The organism is Mesorhizobium sp. B2-5-13 (assembly GCF_006440535.1).
GTDB classification, from domain to species: domain Bacteria; phylum Pseudomonadota; class Alphaproteobacteria; order Rhizobiales; family Rhizobiaceae; genus Mesorhizobium; species Mesorhizobium salmacidum.
This window is the reverse complement of the sequence record NZ_VFUI01000005.1, coordinates 337,204-353,676: the sequence shown is the minus strand read 5'-3', so window position 1 is coordinate 353,676 and position 16,473 is coordinate 337,204. Positions and strand designations below refer to the sequence as shown.

General features: G+C 60.6%; 15 protein-coding genes. 12 read left to right on the top strand and 3 right to left on the bottom strand.

Annotated features, from left to right (window positions below; translation table 11 throughout):
* Both FJ434_RS12115 and FJ434_RS12110 read left to right on the top strand, forming a co-directional pair.
* On the top strand, nt 1-516 hold a 516-nt coding region (locus FJ434_RS12115), incomplete at its 5' end, for an ABC transporter permease (RefSeq protein ID WP_140796811.1).
* A gap of 2 nt (nt 517-518) precedes the next feature.
* Nucleotides 519-1,289: an ATP-binding cassette domain-containing protein gene (locus FJ434_RS12110; RefSeq protein ID WP_140747178.1), complete on the top strand. Its 771-nt coding sequence runs from the start codon at nt 519-521 to the stop codon at nt 1,287-1,289.
* 118 nt (nt 1,290-1,407) lie between these two features.
* Here the strand turns inward: FJ434_RS12110 and iolE are convergent, their stop codons facing one another.
* Nucleotides 1,408-2,307, bottom strand: a complete 900-nt coding sequence (iolE, locus tag FJ434_RS12105; RefSeq protein ID WP_140747175.1) for a myo-inosose-2 dehydratase — start codon at nt 2,305-2,307, stop codon at nt 1,408-1,410.
* 280 nt (nt 2,308-2,587) lie between these two features.
* Between iolE and FJ434_RS12100 the strand changes: the two genes are divergently transcribed.
* The 5 genes from FJ434_RS12100 (at nt 2,588) to FJ434_RS12080 (ending at nt 8,375) form a co-directional block, all read left to right on the top strand.
* Entirely contained in the window at nt 2,588-4,024 is a 1,437-nt protein-coding gene (locus FJ434_RS12100; RefSeq protein WP_140714444.1) for an NAD-dependent succinate-semialdehyde dehydrogenase, read from the top strand.
* Between the two features lie 11 nt (nt 4,025-4,035).
* Nucleotides 4,036-4,851: an aldolase/citrate lyase family protein gene (locus FJ434_RS12095; RefSeq protein ID WP_140747172.1), complete on the top strand. Its 816-nt coding sequence runs from the start codon at nt 4,036-4,038 to the stop codon at nt 4,849-4,851.
* Nucleotides 4,851-5,816 (top strand): hydroxyacid dehydrogenase, encoded by a 966-nt coding sequence (locus FJ434_RS12090; protein ID WP_140747169.1) that lies wholly within the window; start codon nt 4,851-4,853, stop codon nt 5,814-5,816. The genes FJ434_RS12095 and FJ434_RS12090 overlap by 1 nt, the downstream gene beginning before the upstream one ends.
* A complete protein-coding gene (locus FJ434_RS12085) occupies nt 5,806-6,930 on the top strand; it encodes a Gfo/Idh/MocA family oxidoreductase (RefSeq protein ID WP_140714450.1) in 1,125 nt (374 codons plus the stop codon). The genes FJ434_RS12090 and FJ434_RS12085 overlap by 11 nt, the downstream gene beginning before the upstream one ends.
* A 230-nt stretch (nt 6,931-7,160) precedes the next feature.
* Nucleotides 7,161-8,375 carry a substrate-binding domain-containing protein gene (locus FJ434_RS12080; protein ID WP_140714452.1) on the top strand — a complete coding sequence of 405 codons (1,215 nt, stop codon included), beginning with the start codon at nt 7,161-7,163 and terminating at the stop codon, nt 8,373-8,375.
* 76 nt (nt 8,376-8,451) lie between these two features.
* Here the strand turns inward: FJ434_RS12080 and FJ434_RS12075 are convergent, their stop codons facing one another.
* Entirely contained in the window at nt 8,452-9,270 is an 819-nt protein-coding gene (locus FJ434_RS12075) for an SDR family oxidoreductase (RefSeq protein ID WP_140714454.1), read from the bottom strand.
* A 146-nt stretch (nt 9,271-9,416) separates the two neighbouring features.
* Here FJ434_RS12075 and iolG point away from each other — a divergent pair, with 146 nt between their 5' ends.
* From iolG to FJ434_RS12050, 5 genes are all read left to right on the top strand, one after another.
* Entirely contained in the window at nt 9,417-10,430 is a 1,014-nt protein-coding gene (iolG, locus tag FJ434_RS12070; RefSeq protein ID WP_210242173.1) for an inositol 2-dehydrogenase, read from the top strand.
* A gap of 373 nt (nt 10,431-10,803) precedes the next feature.
* Complete coding sequence (locus FJ434_RS12065; protein ID WP_140747163.1) at nt 10,804-11,868, top strand: sugar ABC transporter substrate-binding protein; 1,065 nt, start codon at nt 10,804-10,806, stop codon at nt 11,866-11,868.
* A 29-nt stretch (nt 11,869-11,897) separates the two neighbouring features.
* Complete coding sequence (locus FJ434_RS12060; RefSeq protein WP_140747160.1) at nt 11,898-13,379, top strand: sugar ABC transporter ATP-binding protein; 1,482 nt, start codon at nt 11,898-11,900, stop codon at nt 13,377-13,379.
* Complete coding sequence (locus FJ434_RS12055) at nt 13,376-14,422, top strand: ABC transporter permease (protein ID WP_140714460.1); 1,047 nt, start codon at nt 13,376-13,378, stop codon at nt 14,420-14,422. Before FJ434_RS12060 ends, FJ434_RS12055 begins: the two co-directional genes overlap by 4 nt.
* Before the next feature lie 68 nt (nt 14,423-14,490).
* On the top strand, nt 14,491-15,453 hold the full coding sequence (locus FJ434_RS12050) for an aldo/keto reductase (protein WP_140747157.1): 963 nt from the start codon (nt 14,491-14,493) through the stop codon (nt 15,451-15,453).
* 9 nt (nt 15,454-15,462) lie between these two features.
* Here FJ434_RS12050 and FJ434_RS12045 read toward each other — a convergent pair whose 3' ends face one another.
* Nucleotides 15,463-16,467: an ABC transporter permease gene (locus tag FJ434_RS12045; protein ID WP_181165901.1), complete on the bottom strand. Its 1,005-nt coding sequence runs from the start codon at nt 16,465-16,467 to the stop codon at nt 15,463-15,465.
* Between the last annotated feature and the right edge of the window lie 6 nt (nt 16,468-16,473).

Sequence of the window (16,473 nt, the reverse complement as noted above, 5' to 3'; positions counted from 1 at the left end):
CCGATCTCGTTCCCGACAGACAGTTTCGCCGCGATCGGCAAGGGCCTGATGCCAGTCATCATCTTCCTGTCGCTGGCGGTGCTGTTCCAGCTGATCATGACCTACACCAGGTATGGAAAGCATTGCTACGCGATCGGCTCCAATGAGGATGCCGCGCGCATGTCGGGCATCAAGATCGCCAACCACAAGATCCTTGTCTACGTCATCGCCGGCATTCTTGCCGCGCTCGCCGCCGTGGTGCTGTCCTCCAAGAACCTTACCGCCCAGGCCGGCATGGGCGTGATGTACGAACTCGACGCCATCGCCATGGCGGTCATCGGCGGCGTCTCGCTGTCGGGCGGCCGTGGCTCCATCATCGGCACGGTGATCGGCTCGCTGATCTTCGGCGTCATCATCTCCGGCTTCACCTTCCTGCGCCTCGACGCCTACTATCAGGAGATGGTCAAGGGCGTGATCATCGTCGGCGCGGTCGTTCTCGATCAGTGGCGCCAGCGCATGCGGGCATTGAGGGCTTGACCATGTCAGATATCGTCCTGAAGACCGAAAACCTGACCAAGCGCTATGGCGGCGTGCATGCGCTGGAAGGCGCCAACTTCGAGCTGCGCAAGGGCGAGCATGTCGCCATCATGGGCGACAACGGCGCCGGCAAGTCGACCTTCGTGCGCCAGATCACCGCTGTCGAACAACGCACCAGCGGCCAAATCTGGTTTGACGGCAAGGAAGTGAATTTTGCCGGCCCGATCGAGGCCCGCACGGCGGGCATCGAGACGGTGTTCCAGAATCTGGCGCTGGCCGACGATCTCGATGTGCCGTCGAACCTGTTTCTCGGCCGCGAAAAAGTACTGTTCAATCTCGGGCCGTTCTCCATCCTCGACCGCAAATACATGCGCAAGGCGACCGAGGCGGCGCTGGTGCGCACGGCGGTGAAAATCCCCAATCTCTCCAACACCATCCGCCATATGTCGGGCGGCCAGCGCCAGTGCGTGGCGATCGCCAGGACCGCGACCTTCGCCTCCAAGCTGATCATCATGGACGAGCCGACGGCCGCACTCGGCGTGCAGGAGACGGCGCAGGTCGAAAACATCATCCGCACGCTGAAGGACAATGGCGAGCCGCTGATCCTGATCAGCCACAACATGCGTCAGGTGTTCGACCTTTGCGACCGCATCGTGGTGTTCCGGCGCGGCCGCATCGTCGCCAATCTGCGCAAGGAGAATACCGACGGGCAGGACATCGTATCGTACATCACCGGCGCCAAGACCGGCGAGGCGGAGTTGCAGGCCGCCTGAGAATGGAAAAGACGTCTATGCCGCAAGAACCCCTGGCGCCGGCATCGACCAGATGGCGGCGCCCGGACCTTGCGTGAACTCGTTATGACGCAAGTCGGTCAGTCCGTCTGTTCATGGGTCAGCCCTCGACAGTGTAGCCCGCCGATGCCATGACGCGCAGCAGCTCGCGATGGCCGATCCTGGCCATTTCCAGCGGCGGGTTCTTGATCGGGTCCTGCTCGGCCTCGACGACAAACCAGCCTTCATAGCCGTGGCCGGCGAGCCGTTTGACGATGGCCTCGAAGTCGAGCGAGCCATCGCCCGGCACGGTGAAGGCGCCCTTGACGACCGCATCGAGGAAGCTTTCGCGGGAGCGATCCAACCCGTCGATGACGGGCTGGCGCACATCCTTGGTGTGAACGTGGCTGATGCGATGGTGGTGATTGTCGATCACGCGCAGCACGTCGCCACCGGCAAAGGCCATGTGGCCGGCATCGTAGAGAAGGGGTAGCGCCTCACCAGAATGCTCCATCAACAGGTCCACGTCCTGCTCGGATTCGATCGGTGCCGCCATGTGGTGATGGTAAGCGATTGGCATGCCCTGCTCGGCGCACCATTCGGCGAAAGCGGTTATCTTCCGGCCATAGGCCTTGATCTCCTCTTCGCTCAGGCGACGACGGGTGGCGAGGGGCGCCGAGCGGTCGCCCTGGATTGTGCCCGCGGTCTCGCCATACACGATACAGGGCGCGCCCACGGCCTTGAACAGCGCCATCTGTTCGGCAATGCGGTCCTTCTCGCGGGCAATGTCGCCATCAAGCAGCAAGCCCGAGAACCAGCCCCCGCAGACTTTCATGCCATAGGTGTCGAGGATCGGTCCGAGCACGCCTGCATCCATCGGGAATCGGCGCCCGGTCTCCATGCCGGAAAAGCCAGCCTCCCGCGCTTCGGCAAGGCATCCCTCGAGCGAAATGTCACCACTCAGTTCCGCAAGATCGTCGTTCCACCACGCGATCGGCGCGATGCCAAGCTTGGCTTTCATGCTCTAATTTCTCCTTCCACAGAGGACGCAAATGGCTGCGTTGCGATCTATTATGAAATGTCTATTGACAAATCAATAGATGCTGCAATGATTATTGCAATACGGTTTTAGGGAGGACTGCGCCAACTCGCGCAGGGCACGCGGTCCATCGGATATGCCGAGGATCAGCGCCGCCGGAGGGTGCTCCAAACGGAGTGAAACACCCGTCCCGCAATGCCGGAATCTTGTGACCGCCGCGCTGTCTGCGTGGCGTGTCTCGTGCTGTTTTCAGGATGCTCAGATGTATGGCGACTACGGACTTTTCATCGACGGAGCCTGGCATTCAACGGGCGGAGGAGGCCTAACCCCGGTATTCAGTCCGGTTACCGAAAGGGCGCTCGGCGAGGTAGCTTGCGCGAATGGGGAGGACACTCGCGACGCACTCGAAAGTGCCCAACGGGGGTTTCGTTCATGGAAAGCCAAATCCGCCTTCGAGCGGGCTGATGCCCTGCATCGCATTGCCGATGAAATGCTGCGCCGCAAGGACGAAGGGGCGCGGATGATCTCCAGCGAGACCGGCAAGCCGCTGGCGCAGTCTGAGCGGGAATGGGCTCTCGCGGTCGATCAATTCCGCTGGCACGCCGAAGAGGCGCGTCGCATCTACGGGCGTGTCATCGAGAGCCGTGTCCCGGGCGGGCGTTTCGAGGTCCTGCATGAGCCTGTCGGCGTCGCCGCGGCCTTCACGGCCTGGAACTTCCCCGCAGCACTCGTGGCCCGCAAGGTCGCGCCGGCGCTGGCCGCAGGCTGCTCGATCGTGGTGCGTCCCTCGAGCCAAACCCCGGGCACGGCCATGGTCATGATTGACTGCATGCGAGCGGGCAACCTGCCTGCGGGCGCGGTCAGCCTGCTGGTCGGTCCGACGGATGCCACCTACACGCCCATCATGGCGTCGAAAATAGTCCGCAAAGTGTCCCTGACCGGCTCAACGCGGGTCGGTCAGCAGATGATCCGCGATGCCGCCGATACAGTCAAAAAGGTCTCGATGGAGCTGGGCGGCAACGCGCCGCTGATCGTCTTCGACGATGCCGATCTCGAGACGACACTCGGTGTGGCCGTGCCGACCAAATATGCCAATGCCGGCCAGGTCTGCGTCACGCCCGACCGCTTCTTCATCCATGAAAGCCTGCATGACAAATTCGTTGAAGGGTTCGTCTCCCGGGTCAAGTCGCTGAAGCTTGGCGATGGTCTCGACCCCTCGGTGCAGATGGGGCCGCTGATCAACGGCAAACGGCTCTCCGACATCGAGGCCGTAGTCGCGGAGGCCGAACGGCAAGGGGCAACGATCGCCGCTGGCGGCCGCCGTGCGGCGACCTTCAACGCCGGGCATTTCTTCGAGCCGACGGTGCTGACCAACGTCAGCGACGACATGGCTGTCTTCGCCGAGGAGAATTTCGGTCCGGTGGCGGCGATCACCTCGTTCTCCAGCGACGACGAGGCGCTGCAGCGCGCCAACACCTCCGATATGGGGCTTTCGGCCTATGCGTTCACGCAAAGCCCGAAGCGTGCACGCCGGGCGATTGCCGAGCTGAAGGCTGGAATGGTCGGCATCAATAGCTTCGCACTTGCTGCCTCGGAGGCGCCGTTCGGCGGTACCAATTTTTCGGGCATGGGCCGGGAAGGGGGCATCGAGTCGATCACAGATTACCTCGATACCAAGCTCGCCCAGGTCGTTTTCTAAGGGTTGCCGCCATGATCACCAATACCCTCAAGAAGCTCTGGGCCGACGGCCGTCCGACCATCAATGGATGGCTCTCGATAGGCAACTCGTTCACCGCCGAGATCATGGCCGCGCAAGGTTATGACAGCATCGGCATCGACCTGCAGCACGGCGCACTAGACTACAACGCCATGCTGCCCATGCTGCAGGCCATGCGCGCCTCGGGCGTCACGCCGCTGGTGCGCGTCCCCTGGCTCGAGCCGGGCATTATCATGAAGGCACTGGACGCCGGCGCCTACGGGATCATCTGCCCGATGATCAACACCGCTGAGGAAGCTGCGAAGTTCGTCTCCTACCTCCGATACCCGCCGCTTGGACAACGGTCATTCGGTCCGACGCGTGCCAATTTCGCGGTCGGCGCCAACTATGCGGCCGAGGCCAATAGAGAAATTCTGGCGTTCGCCATGGTCGAAACCGCCGAGGCGATGGCCAATCTCGATGCGATCGCAGCTACGCCGGGGCTCGACGGCATCTATGTCGGGCCGGCCGACCTGACCTTCAGCCTGCACGGCGGTCGCCTGCCTCCGGCCTTCGATCGCGAAGAGCCGGAAATGATCGAGGCTTTGCAAGCCATTGTGCGGGCCTGCCGCAAACACGGCATTCGCGCCGCGCTGCACTGCGGCACTCCGGAATACGCCGGGCGCGCCGTGGCATGGGGCTTCGACATGACCACCGTTTCCAACGACGTGCGGCTGCTCGCCGGCGCGGCCGACGGCGCTGTGAAGCGGTTCCGGGCGCTGACGGCCGGAGCGCTCACTAAGGCTGACGACGTCAGGGGAGGCTATTGATGCCGCACGTTCTCGTCGCCGGCAAACTGCATCCGAGCGGCATCGCCCTGCTCGACGAGGCTCCAGGAGTAACCTACGACTATGTCGAGGAGGTTTCCGAGCCAAGCTATGCCTCGCTGATCGGCAAGGCCGATGGGCTGGTCATTCGCACCCAGCCGCTTTCCGCGCCGACGGTCGACAAGGCACGCAACCTCCGCATCGTCTCGCGGCATGGGGTCGGCTACGACTCGGTTGATGTGCCGGCGCTCAATAAGCGCGGGATCGCGCTGGCGGTCGTCGGCGATGTCAATTCGGTCTCGGTGGCTGAGCACGCCATGATGCTGCTGTTAGCTGCCAGCAAGCGCACGCTGCGCGCCGATCAGGCCGTCCGCGAAAAAGGATGGAACTGGCGCAACAAGCTCGAGGCGTCAGAACTTGCGGGCAAGCGGCTGCTCATCCTGGGTTACGGCCGGATAGGTCGGCATCTTGCCCGCATGGCTGCCGGCTTTTCTATGGAGGTTGAAGCCTACGATCCGTTTCTCGAAAAGCTTGGCTGGCCGGATGGTCCGGTGAGGCCGGCCTGCGACCTCGCCGCTGCGCTGGGCCGTGCCGACGCGATATCCGTGCACGCGCCCAAAGGCGAGAGGCCGTTGATCGGTGCCCGTGAATTCGAGCTCATCAAGCGTGGCGCCGTCCTGATCAATACCGCCCGTGGTGGCGTGGTCGAGGAGCTCGCTCTGATTGAGGCGCTGCGAACCGGCACGGTTGCGGCCGCAGGCCTCGATGTTTTCGACCAGGAGCCGCCAACGCCGGACAACCCGTTGCTGGCGATGGATCAGGTCATCCTCACGCCCCACATCGCCGGTCTTACCGTTGAATGCGGGGAACGCATGGCGCTGTCGTCGGTCAAGAACGTCCTCGATTTTTTTGAAAGCAAGATCGATCCCGCGCTGGTCGTCAATGGGGCCGAAATCAATGGGAAATGAGAAGCCCAAGCTGCGGGTCGGGCTGATCGGGACCGGTTTCATGGGCAAGACCCATTCGTTTGGATTCGCCGCAGCGGAACGTGTTTTCGATCTTCCGTTCGAGCTCGAGCTTCATACCATCGCGGACCGTACCGAAGAACTTGCCGGCGCAGCCGCGCGGACGCTCGGCTTCAAGAACGCTACCGGAGATTGGCGCCGCCTTGTCGGCGATCCGGACATCGATCTCGTCGACATCACCGCGCCAAACGCGTTCCACCGCGAGATGGCGCTGGCCGCTATCGCCGCCGGCAAGCACGTTTATTGCGAGAAACCGCTTGCTCCGCGTGCAGCCGAGGCCGCCGAGATGGCAAATGCTGCCGTGGCTGCCGGCGTGCGCACCCAGGTCGGGTTCAACTACCTTTGCAATCCGATGATGGCCCTGGCCCGTGAACTCATCGCGACCGGTGAGCTTGGCGAAATCCGCAGCTATCGCGGAATCCACGCCGAAGACTACATGGGCGATGCTGAAAGTCCCTTCACCTTTCGCCTCGACCCGGTTGGGGGCGGTGCGCTGGCCGATCTCGGCAGTCATGCCTTGGCGACCGCCGAGTTCCTTCTCGGCCCGATCGAGCGCGTTCTTGGCGACGAGGTCACCGTCATCAACAGTCGTCCGGACGGCAAGGGCGGCCGTACCGCCGTCGAGGTCGACGACATCGGCCGAGCTTTCTTGCGCTTCGCCAGCGGCGCCACCGGCAGCATCGAGGCGAGTTGGGTGGCGAGCGGCCGCAAAATGCAGCACGATTTCGAGATATATGGCTCGAGAGGTGCGCTGACCTTCAGCCAGGAGCGCTTCAACGAACTGCAATTCTACACCAATGCGGACGCCGGTCGAGTTCGCGGCTTCCGTCGTATTGAGGCCGGGCCTGATCATCCACCCTATGGGCTGTTTTGCGTGGCCCCCGGCCATCAGCTTGGTTTCAACGATCTCAAGGCCATCGAGGTCGCGCTGTTTCTCGAAGCTATCGCCGGGATCCGCGCCGAGCCATTCAGCTTCCGCTCCGGACAGCGCATCCAGGAACTTGTGGAAGCGATCCATACCTCGGCGACTGCAGGCCGTTGGGTCAGCACAGTTTGATGGCAATTTCGAATGCGGCGCCCGGGCGGTCGCCGAAGAACTTCATTCGACGGGCTTGCGCGTTTTGCAGGGCAGGAACTTTATCCTGTGGGCGTCGCACGTAGCCAGAATCCATGAGATAGGTGGTATCGGCGCGTCCTATTTTGCCGATACAGGATGGATCGCGCGAAGCCGGATGACGGCGAATCCAATGCCGCCCCGAAGCGATTCATGCGTTTTTGCAAGGAATATTGCTCGATCGCAAAGTTTCGGTATTGTGGGTGATCGAAAAAGGATCAGGCATGGACCACTTACGATCGAAGCCTCAGTCTGCCGGCGAGTTGATGACTATCTTGAACTCAGCTCAGGATAACATGGGCAGAGGCGGGCGTCGCGTGGCGAATTTCTTCATCGCGAACCTTGGCGAGACAGCCCTTCTGTCAGGTTCCGAGGTTGCCAGTCGCTGCGGCGTGAACGCATCCAGTGTGGTGCGTTTTGTCCAGACCTTGGGATTTTCGGGCTACCGGGAATTTCAATCAGTTCTCCAACAGCATCTGTCCGCCTCAATTGTGGAAGCCAGGCAGTCCGGCGCGGGTGGAATTACCTTGCCCGAGATTTCAAAACCGCTTCGTCTCGTTCTTCTTGCCGACTCAGGACGATCGTTCAACGAGGCTGCGGAAGCCGCCGCCAAGAACTTCAGCGCGCAATATGCATCGACTGAGATCGAAACGGAGTCGTATGCTTCATACGACGTCCAGCCTGAGGACTTTGCGCGCCGGATCGAGAGCGCGGCTGAAAAGTCCGATGGCATTATTCTGGTCGCCAGAGAGCATCCAGCAATCAACGATGCCGTGAGGGCGGCCACTGGACGGGGCCTCCCGGTGATCTGCCTGACCACCGATCTCCCTTTGTCAGGTCGAGTAGCCTATGTTGGCTCGGATCAATATGTGTCGGGGGCTACGGCAGCCTGGCTGTGTGGCCGAATGCTCCCGCGTGGGACTGCCGGCAAAGTCCTATTTGTTTGCAGCGTGCCGTTTCGCTGCCACCAAGATCGGGAGCAGGGATTCCGGCACGTCCTGCGATCCGAATTCTCAACCCTCGCTATCGATGAGAGGGTGAGCTCCAATGAGAGTATTGAGGTCATATACGAGGCAGTCCGGCGATACATCGCAAAGAGCGGTCCGCCGGCAGCCATCTACAACGTTTCAGGGGCCAACCTCGGGGTTGGGCGCGCATTGGAGGCTGAAGGTCTCAGTAATTCGACCGTCTTTGTCGGCCACGAATTGAACGCGAATTCCCGCTCTCTGCTCGAGCGGGGAATCATGGATGTGACGATCGGCCACGACTTCGATCGCGAAATTGCGCTATCGGTAGATTGCATACGGACGGCGCGCCAAGGCATCCAGCCTGTAAATCGAATTACGCAAAGCCAGGTTTTTACCCGCTTCAACTGCGCCACCTTCTGATTGATCGCAGTGTTCTGCGGCGAGTTAGGATGATTGGCGACGAAGTGGCGAATCCTTCTGTCGCCAGGTCGCCTCTCTAGATGGCCAGCTTGGCGACAGGCGTTGGCGGGGCGAAGGGGTAGGCGCCCCAGACCGACTGGTCGAAATTGATCACCGAGCCAGTCATCATCCCGGCATCCTCCGAAGCCAAAAATGCGACGGCCTTGGCCACCTCCGCAGGAGCCAGCAGGCGCTCAAAAGGTTGTTCGGCCGCAGCCTTTTCGAGCCAGTTTGCGTCTGCGCCGTGATACTCGCGCTGGATGCGATCCTCGCCGTCGGAAGCCATCCAGCCGATGTTCAGCTGATTGACCCGGATCTTGTTCCGCATCGTTGCAAACGCCGTGTTGCGCGTCAGTGTGGCAAGAGCACCCTTGGAGGCGCAGTAGGATGCGATAAACGGCTGCCCGGCGAGCGCTGATGTAGAGCCAATGTTCACGATCGCACCTTCGATACTGTCTCGGACCATCCGTCGAATTGCTTCCTGCATCAAGAAAAAGGGAGCGCGCGTGTTGATCGCGAACATCCGGTCGAAAAGCTCCTCGCTCGTGTTGAGGATGTCACCACGGTCCGTAAGGCCGGCGGCATTTACCAGGATATCGACGCGCCCAAAGGCCGTATCCGCGGCCTCAATCACCGTCCGGCAATCGGCCACATTCGCCAGATCGGCCTGAACGAAGCGCACGACGCAGCCCGTTTTAGCCTCAATCGCTGCAGCGACGGCGCCGCCCTTGTCGGCGTTGCGCCCACAGGTGACAATTCCGGCCGCGCCCGCGTCTGCGAGATGCATGGCGATCGCAGCGCCCAGTCCCTGCGTCCCGCCGGTGACCACCGCGAATTTCCCATCGACTCTGTTCATTTTCAAGGCCTCCTCGGTCTGCAATGAATTTTGCAGAAGAAATCAATGCGGAATTAGTATTGACACACGTGCGGAAATGCAAGATATTTTGCATCGTGCACGCAAAGATTGGTGCTTGGCTTGCACGATAGGCCGCAGGGAGGAAATTGATGTTGCGTATCGCCGTGCTCGGCTGTGGCCGAATTGGTCAAATGCATGCTGCCAATGTCGCGCGGCATCCCCGATCCACGTTGGCGGCGGTATTTGATGTCAATTCAGAGGCGGCCGAAAAGGTCGCGGCGGCTCAAGGCGTTAAGGCTGCGGCCAGTGCAGAGGAGATTTTCGCCTCCGACACGGTGGACGCCGTTCTGATCGCCACGGCAACTCCCACCCACGCCGACTACATAGAAATGGCAGTCGCTGCGGGTAAGGCGGTGCTATGCGAGAAGCCGATCGACCTTAGCCTCGCCCGCGTCGAGGCGTGCGCCGCCAACATCGGCAAGACCAAAATCCCGATCCAACTCGGCTTCAACCGTCGTTACGATCCTGGGCACAGCGCAGCGCGAACTGCGATGCTGGCCGGCGATATCGGCGAACTGCACCAGGTCGTTATCACGTCCCGTGACCCCGCGTTGCCTCCAAGAGCCTATCTGGAGGCTGCGGGTGGGCTGTTCCGCGATATGACGATCCACGACTTCGATTTGGCTCGCTTCATGCTTGGCGAAGAGCCGACCGAGGTCTTCGCGCTAGCCAACGCACTCATCGATCCGGCGCTCGGAAAGGAACTCGATGAAGTCGACAGTGCGATGTTCATCCTGAGGACCGCGTCGGGCAAGCAGTGCCACATCAACAATTCGCGCACGGCGGTCTACGGCTACGATCAGCGCGTTGAGTTGATCGGGAGCGCCGGTATGCTTCTTTCCGACAACCGCAAACCCCACGAATTGCGACGCTTTACCAGCACGGCCGCCGAGGCAAGCCAGCCGTACCAGTTCTTCTTCCTAGAGCGCTACCTGGAAGCCTTCATGGCGGAGATCGACGGGTTCGTGGACTGTGTGGAGAAAGGCGCCGTTCCGCTGGCAAGTTTCGAAGATGGGCGCCGTGCGCTCATCCTGGCGGAAGCGGCTTACAAATCCATGAAAGAGGGACGTTTGGTGCGCGTCTCCGAGGTGGCTGCATAAGCATTCGGCGGCGGATCCGCAGGAGGATGAAAGATCCGCGCAGTGGGAGGAGTGGCGTTTGGTGAAGTATGGGCTCGCACGGATCGTCGTGTCGGGAAATCGCCGAGACCGGCCCCGCGATGGCGCGGGCATCTTGGCTCCGCCTTCCTTGCGATCACGATCGAAGGAGAATCCCGACAGCGTGCCCGCACTCCAACTTCTCCAGCAGGGCTTCTTTCAGTGCTGCCGGCACTGCAATTGCATTTGCGCGTGACGACATCGCGAACGGTGTCTCATCGCAAGGTCGAACCTTTCTGTGGTGAGCACAGAAGGCCTAAGCGGTGTCAGGCCCGGCTCAACGGGCAGTCGGACCGCGCAACAAAAGGAGGAACCAATGAAATTTCCAAGTCTCCCCATTTCTCGCCGCAGGGCCGCCAGCACAGTGGCTTTCGGCGCGCTGTTCCTTGCAATAACCGCTGCGACCGCGCTTGCCGAATACAAAGCCGCGGACGTGAGGATCGGTTTCACCCCGAAGTTTCTCAAGGATGATTTCCAGACCCTGATGCTGGATCTCTCGAAGAAGGCCTTCGATGCAAAAGGTTTCACCCTGGTCGGTGCTCCTGATCCGAATGGTGATATCGCTGCCGAAGTCGATGCGCTCCAGAACCTGATTGCCAACGGCGCAAACGTTCTGGTCTTCGCTCCCATTGACGCAGCCGGAATCGTTCCCGCGGTCAAGAAGGCGAATGACGCCAACGTCCTCGTTTTCTCGATCGATGACGCCCCCGCGGGCGGCAAAGTGACGGCAACGGTGCGCGCGGACAATGTCGACGCCGGCGTTCAAGGCGCCAAGGAGATGGCCAAGCGCCTGCAGGCGAAGCCGTGCTGGACCGACAACAGCTGCATCGTGCTTGAGCTACAGGGTGCCCTGACCACACCAAACGGCCGCGATCGATCCGATGGTTTCTCCAAAACGCTGCATGAACTCGCGCCCAAGGTAAACCTGATACAGCGCCCGACCGAATGGACTGCCGACATGGCGGCCGATGCTGCGCAGAACGTCCTCACCCAGAATCCTTCGTTGAGCGGCATCTTCATGGCGTCCGAACTCATGGCCTCGGCCGTGAACGCGCAGCTCACCAACGGCGGCAAGGGCGCTCCGGTGGGTGACCCGAACTCGGTGATCCGCATCGCAATCGATGGAACGCCTCAAGGGCTTCAGCTGATCCGCAGCAAGGCCCTCGACGCGACGGTGTCACAGCCCCTGAGCGCCTATGCGACCAAGACGGCCGAGCTGATCGAACTCGTCTCCAAGGGTGGCAAGATCGAGATCGGGCCACGTGACGACGGCCAGGTTATCGATACACCCGTTGGACCGCAGTACCAGCTCAAGGCGACGCTGGTGACAGCCGACAATGTGGACTCACCTGATCTGTGGGCGAACAAGATCGGCAAGTAAGCAGGACCCAAGGGGAGGAGCCGAAGATCATGGACGCGCGACCCATCGTCGAGATGCGTGACATCGCCAAGACCTTTGGCTCGACCCGGGCTCTTCGCGGCGTGAATTTCACCGTCATGCGCGGTGAAGTTCACGCCCTGTTGGGCCGCAATGGCGCGGGAAAGAGCACGCTCGTTTCCACCTTGAGCGGATATGTTTCGGCCGATACCGGATCGATCAGAATCGGAGAGGTCGAGGTAGAAGCGGTCGGCCAACACTATGCGCCCAGCATTCGCAAGCTGATCGCCCACGTTCAACAAACCCCTCAGCTGTTCAACCTGCTGACGGTTGCGGAGAACCTTTTTGTAGAGAACCCTCTCGTCCGCAGAGGGTTCGGCGTGGTGAGCCACAAGCTGATGTTGGAACGCGCCGCTGAGCTGCTGAGCGAATGGAATATGGACATCCAGCCCCGCTCGCTTGCAGGAGAGCTGGGCGCCGGGACGAGACAGCTGCTCGAGATCATGAAGGCCCTCAGTCGGGGTGTGCCCATCATGATTCTGGACGAGCCAACCGCGGCGTTGAGCAATGCGGAAAAACGGATTCTGTTCGAGCATGTGCGGGCACTCAAAGCCAAGGGAGTCTCGTTCGTCTATATCTCGCATCACCTGGACGAGGTTTTCGAGATTGCCGATACAGTCACGATCTTGAGGGATGGCAAGGTCGTGAAGGAACGCGAGCCAGTGGGGGGTCTCGACGTAGAGACCATCGCCGACCTTATGATGGGTGAAAAGACGGTCCGAAGCACGCGACAGGACTTCCTGACGGAGGAAGCCCCTGTTCTGCTCCAGGCCAAGGGAATTCGGCTCGACAGCTTTTCGGAAAAGGATATCAACTTTGCCGTTAGGGCGGGCGAGATCGTGGCCCTGGCAGGTCCGGTGGGTGGCGGGAAGGAAGCACTCGCGATGGTCCTTGCTGGCCAGCAAAGGCCTGAAAGAGGCGAGGTGATCAGCCCGCGTGGAAAGCTACCGACTATCGGGCTGGTTCCGACCGACAGGCATGCCAGCGGCTACGTTGGCATTCTGGGTGTTCGTGAAAATGTGGCGATCGGTGGCCTTGACGTCCTGTCCGGCAAACTTGGTTTTATCAGCAAAGGCAAGGAAGCCAAGCACGTCGGGCGCCTTGCCCAACAGACGAACGTAATCGCATCGTCTCTGGAGCAAGCGGTGAGCCAGCTCAGTGGCGGCAATCAGCAGAAGGTTGTTTTCGCGCGCGCGCTTTGTCGAGCTCCCGAGGTCATCATCGCTCTCAGCCCAACCCGCGGCGTCGATGTAGGAGCCAAGGAGCAGCTCTATTCGCTGTTACGGGATCTTGCCAGCAAGGGCTTAGGCGTTGTGGTGGTCTCGGACGAAGAAGACGAAATTGATCAACTGGCAAACCGGGTCGTTATCGTGTTCGAGGGGCACGTCGTTGATGAACTGGTGGGCGGATACACAATCAAAGATCTAATCCTGCGAATGGAGGGCGTCGTATGAGCACCGATATCGTGAGCAAATCCACGCCGAAGAAGGAACATTCCGGACAGTCACGACTATCCGTCTTTGGAAGCGCCTTTGTGGCCGGTGGTTATACGATGTACCCGGTCCTTCTCATACTGGTGATCGTTGGTGCCATCGTTGCTCCTCGGTTCGCCACGGCGGCCAATCTGCTGAATATCCTCGACCAGGTCAGCGTTCTGGGCCTGACGACAATCGGACTGACTTTCGTAGTCCTGATAGGTCGACTGGATCTCTCGCTCGAGGGAATTGTCGGCTTCGCTCCGATGTTGGCGGCTGTCACACTCGTGCCTGCGGCGGCTGGCGGGCTTGGATTGGAGTTGCCGAGTTGGACTGGCCTATTCGTTGCCCTGGGTACTGCGGGGTTGATCGGGTTTTTCAATGGTTTCATGGTCGTCAGGGTGGGTCTAAACCCGTTCATCTCGACGCTCGGGCTGCTTGTGCTGCTTCGCGGCGGAGTGCTGATCATTTCCAACGGGCGATCGATCTACTCTCCCGGCAAAGCGCTGACCTATCTCGGTTCCGAGAGTTGGCTCGGTGTTCCAGTGTCTGTGATCGTATTCATTGTGGTAGCGGCCGTGGTCGGCCTTGTCTTCCACTACCACCGCTATGGCCGCGCCTTGTATGCTATAGGCGGAAATGAAGACGCTGCGAGGGCCGCCGGCATTAACGTGGACAAGGTTATTTGGTCGGCGTTTGTCTTCGCGGCTCTCTTGGCGGGCTTAGCCGGTGTTCTGATGACGGGGCGCCTTGATTCGACGGTGACAACCCAAGGGCAGGGGATCATTTTCTCCGCCTTTGCCGCCGCGGTGATCGGGGGCGTAAGTCTTGGCGGCGGCAGAGGGACGATCGTCGGAGTTGTTAGCGGAGTGCTCTTGATTGGCGTCATCAACAACTTGCTCACGTTGGCGCAGGTTCCGTCCTTTTACGTTCAGGCATCGACCGGTGCCGTCATCATAGTGGCAGCGGTGCTGACGACGATCGCGAGCCAACGCTCGAGCGGCGTGCGAACCCGAACGTGAGATATTATGCCGGCAGGGACCAAGGGTTTCTGCCGGCATAACTGCCAAGCTCGAACGTGGAGGCGGCGGTGAAACGGAGACCAATCGGCCGGACTGGATTGGAAGTTACCGAAATCTGTTTCGGAACAGCTCCTCTCGGCGGGATGCCGGACACGTACGGCTATAGCGTCGACGAAGCCACGGCCCTTGCGACCATCCGAGCGATTTTCGACGGCCCGGTCAACTTCATCGACACTTCTCGCAACTACGGCTTTGGCCGTAGCGAGGAGCGGATTGGAACTGTGATCAGGGAGCGTGGTGGTCTACCTCCAGGATTTGTGCTTTCGACGAAATTAGACCGGGATATGAGTACAGGCCGCTTCGACGCCGTTCACGCCAGGCAGTCGCTCGAGGAGAGTCTTCTGGCTCTCGGTCTCGATCGCGTTCATATACTGCACCTTCATGACCCTGAGCATTCCGTGGATCTCAACGAGATCACGCGGCCAGGCGGTGCGCTCGATGAATTGTTTCGGATAAAAGAGGAAGGGCTCGCGACCGCCGTGGGGCTGGCAATGGGCCGTCTCGATATGATGTTGCCGATGGTCAAAGACTGGCCCTTTGATGTCCTGCTCAATCACAATCGCTTCACGCTTTTGAACCGATCGGCAGGTCCTCTCTTCGAGCTAGCCAATGAAAGAGGGATAGCTGTGTTCAATGCGGCTCCTTACGCTGGGGGCGTCTTGGCAAAGGGCAGTTCGCGGGTGTCTCGGATTACATATCAAGAGATTGATGAAACAATGCTCGCACCTGTGCGCCAGATCGAGGGGCTGTGCAGAAAGCATTCCGTGGCCCCTGGCGCGGCAGCACTGCAGTTCTCACTAAATGAGCCCCGGATAACCTCGACCGTTGTGGGTGTTTCAAAACCCGAAAGGATCGCCCAGACGCTTGAGTGGGCCACCGCGGCCATCCCTGAACAGGCTTGGGAGGATCTTGGGAAGATTGGGTATTCGGTGGATGATCCCGAGGCCCGGCGGATTTACAAGCCGGGCTAGTCTGCGTCATCAAAGGCGCACTGCCAAACGTTTGGCCGCGACCACCAACAGCAAGATCACCCCCCAAGCTGTGAGCGCCAGATGAGGGCTTAGTCCGATGATGTTGAAGCCGCTGGCGATGACTTGAAGAATGATCAGCGCGACGAACAGGCCAGCGATCTTTCCAAAACCGCCATACGGATCGATCCCGCCCAGGATGGCCGCGAGAACCGTTATCAATAAATAGGATTGTGCGATCTCGGCGCCGGCTGAATTGAACCGGGCCATCATGACAATGGCCGCAAGCCAGCACAACAGCGCCGACAGTACATAGACCCAGATTAGAACCCGGCCCGTGTCGACACCCGAATACCTGGTCGCCTCCGGGTTGGATCCGATCATGTGCATGCGGATGCCAAGCGGCGTGCGGGTAAGCAGCACATGAATGATTATCGCCACGACCGTGAACAGCAGGAACGAGGTGGGTACGCCCAGCACGGTTTCGTTGGACACCGCGATCAGAGCCTCGGGAAAGCCTGACACCGTGCGTCCGCGCGTGCAGTAAATGCTGATTCCATGAAGAAGCGTCATCGTGCCAAGCGTGACCAGGATGGGGTGAACGCCGGCGTACGCGACGAGGAAGCCTGTGATCAGGCCGGTCAGCACACAAAGCGCCAGCCCTGCCAGCAAGGCAGCTGTCATCCATAGCGCTAGCTCAAGGCCAGCGGCGTCCGGGGGCATCAGCGAAGTTAAGATCCAGGCCATCAGAAGGCCCGCCAGATTGGCGGTCGCGATAATTGCCAGATTGATGCCGCCCGATATCAGCGGAATTGCCATCGCCAGCGAGAGAAGGCCGAGTTCGGGCAGTTGGAACATCATCGCCTGCAGCGTCGCGGCGCGCAGGAAGATGCCCGGTTCCAGGACCGAAAAGACAGCCATCAGTGCCACGAGGAGCACAAGCAGGCCACCCTTGCCGATGATCGGCTGGCGCAAAAGCGCCATCACGCTGTCGAACTGGCTGTTGAGCTGTCGCACCCTTTG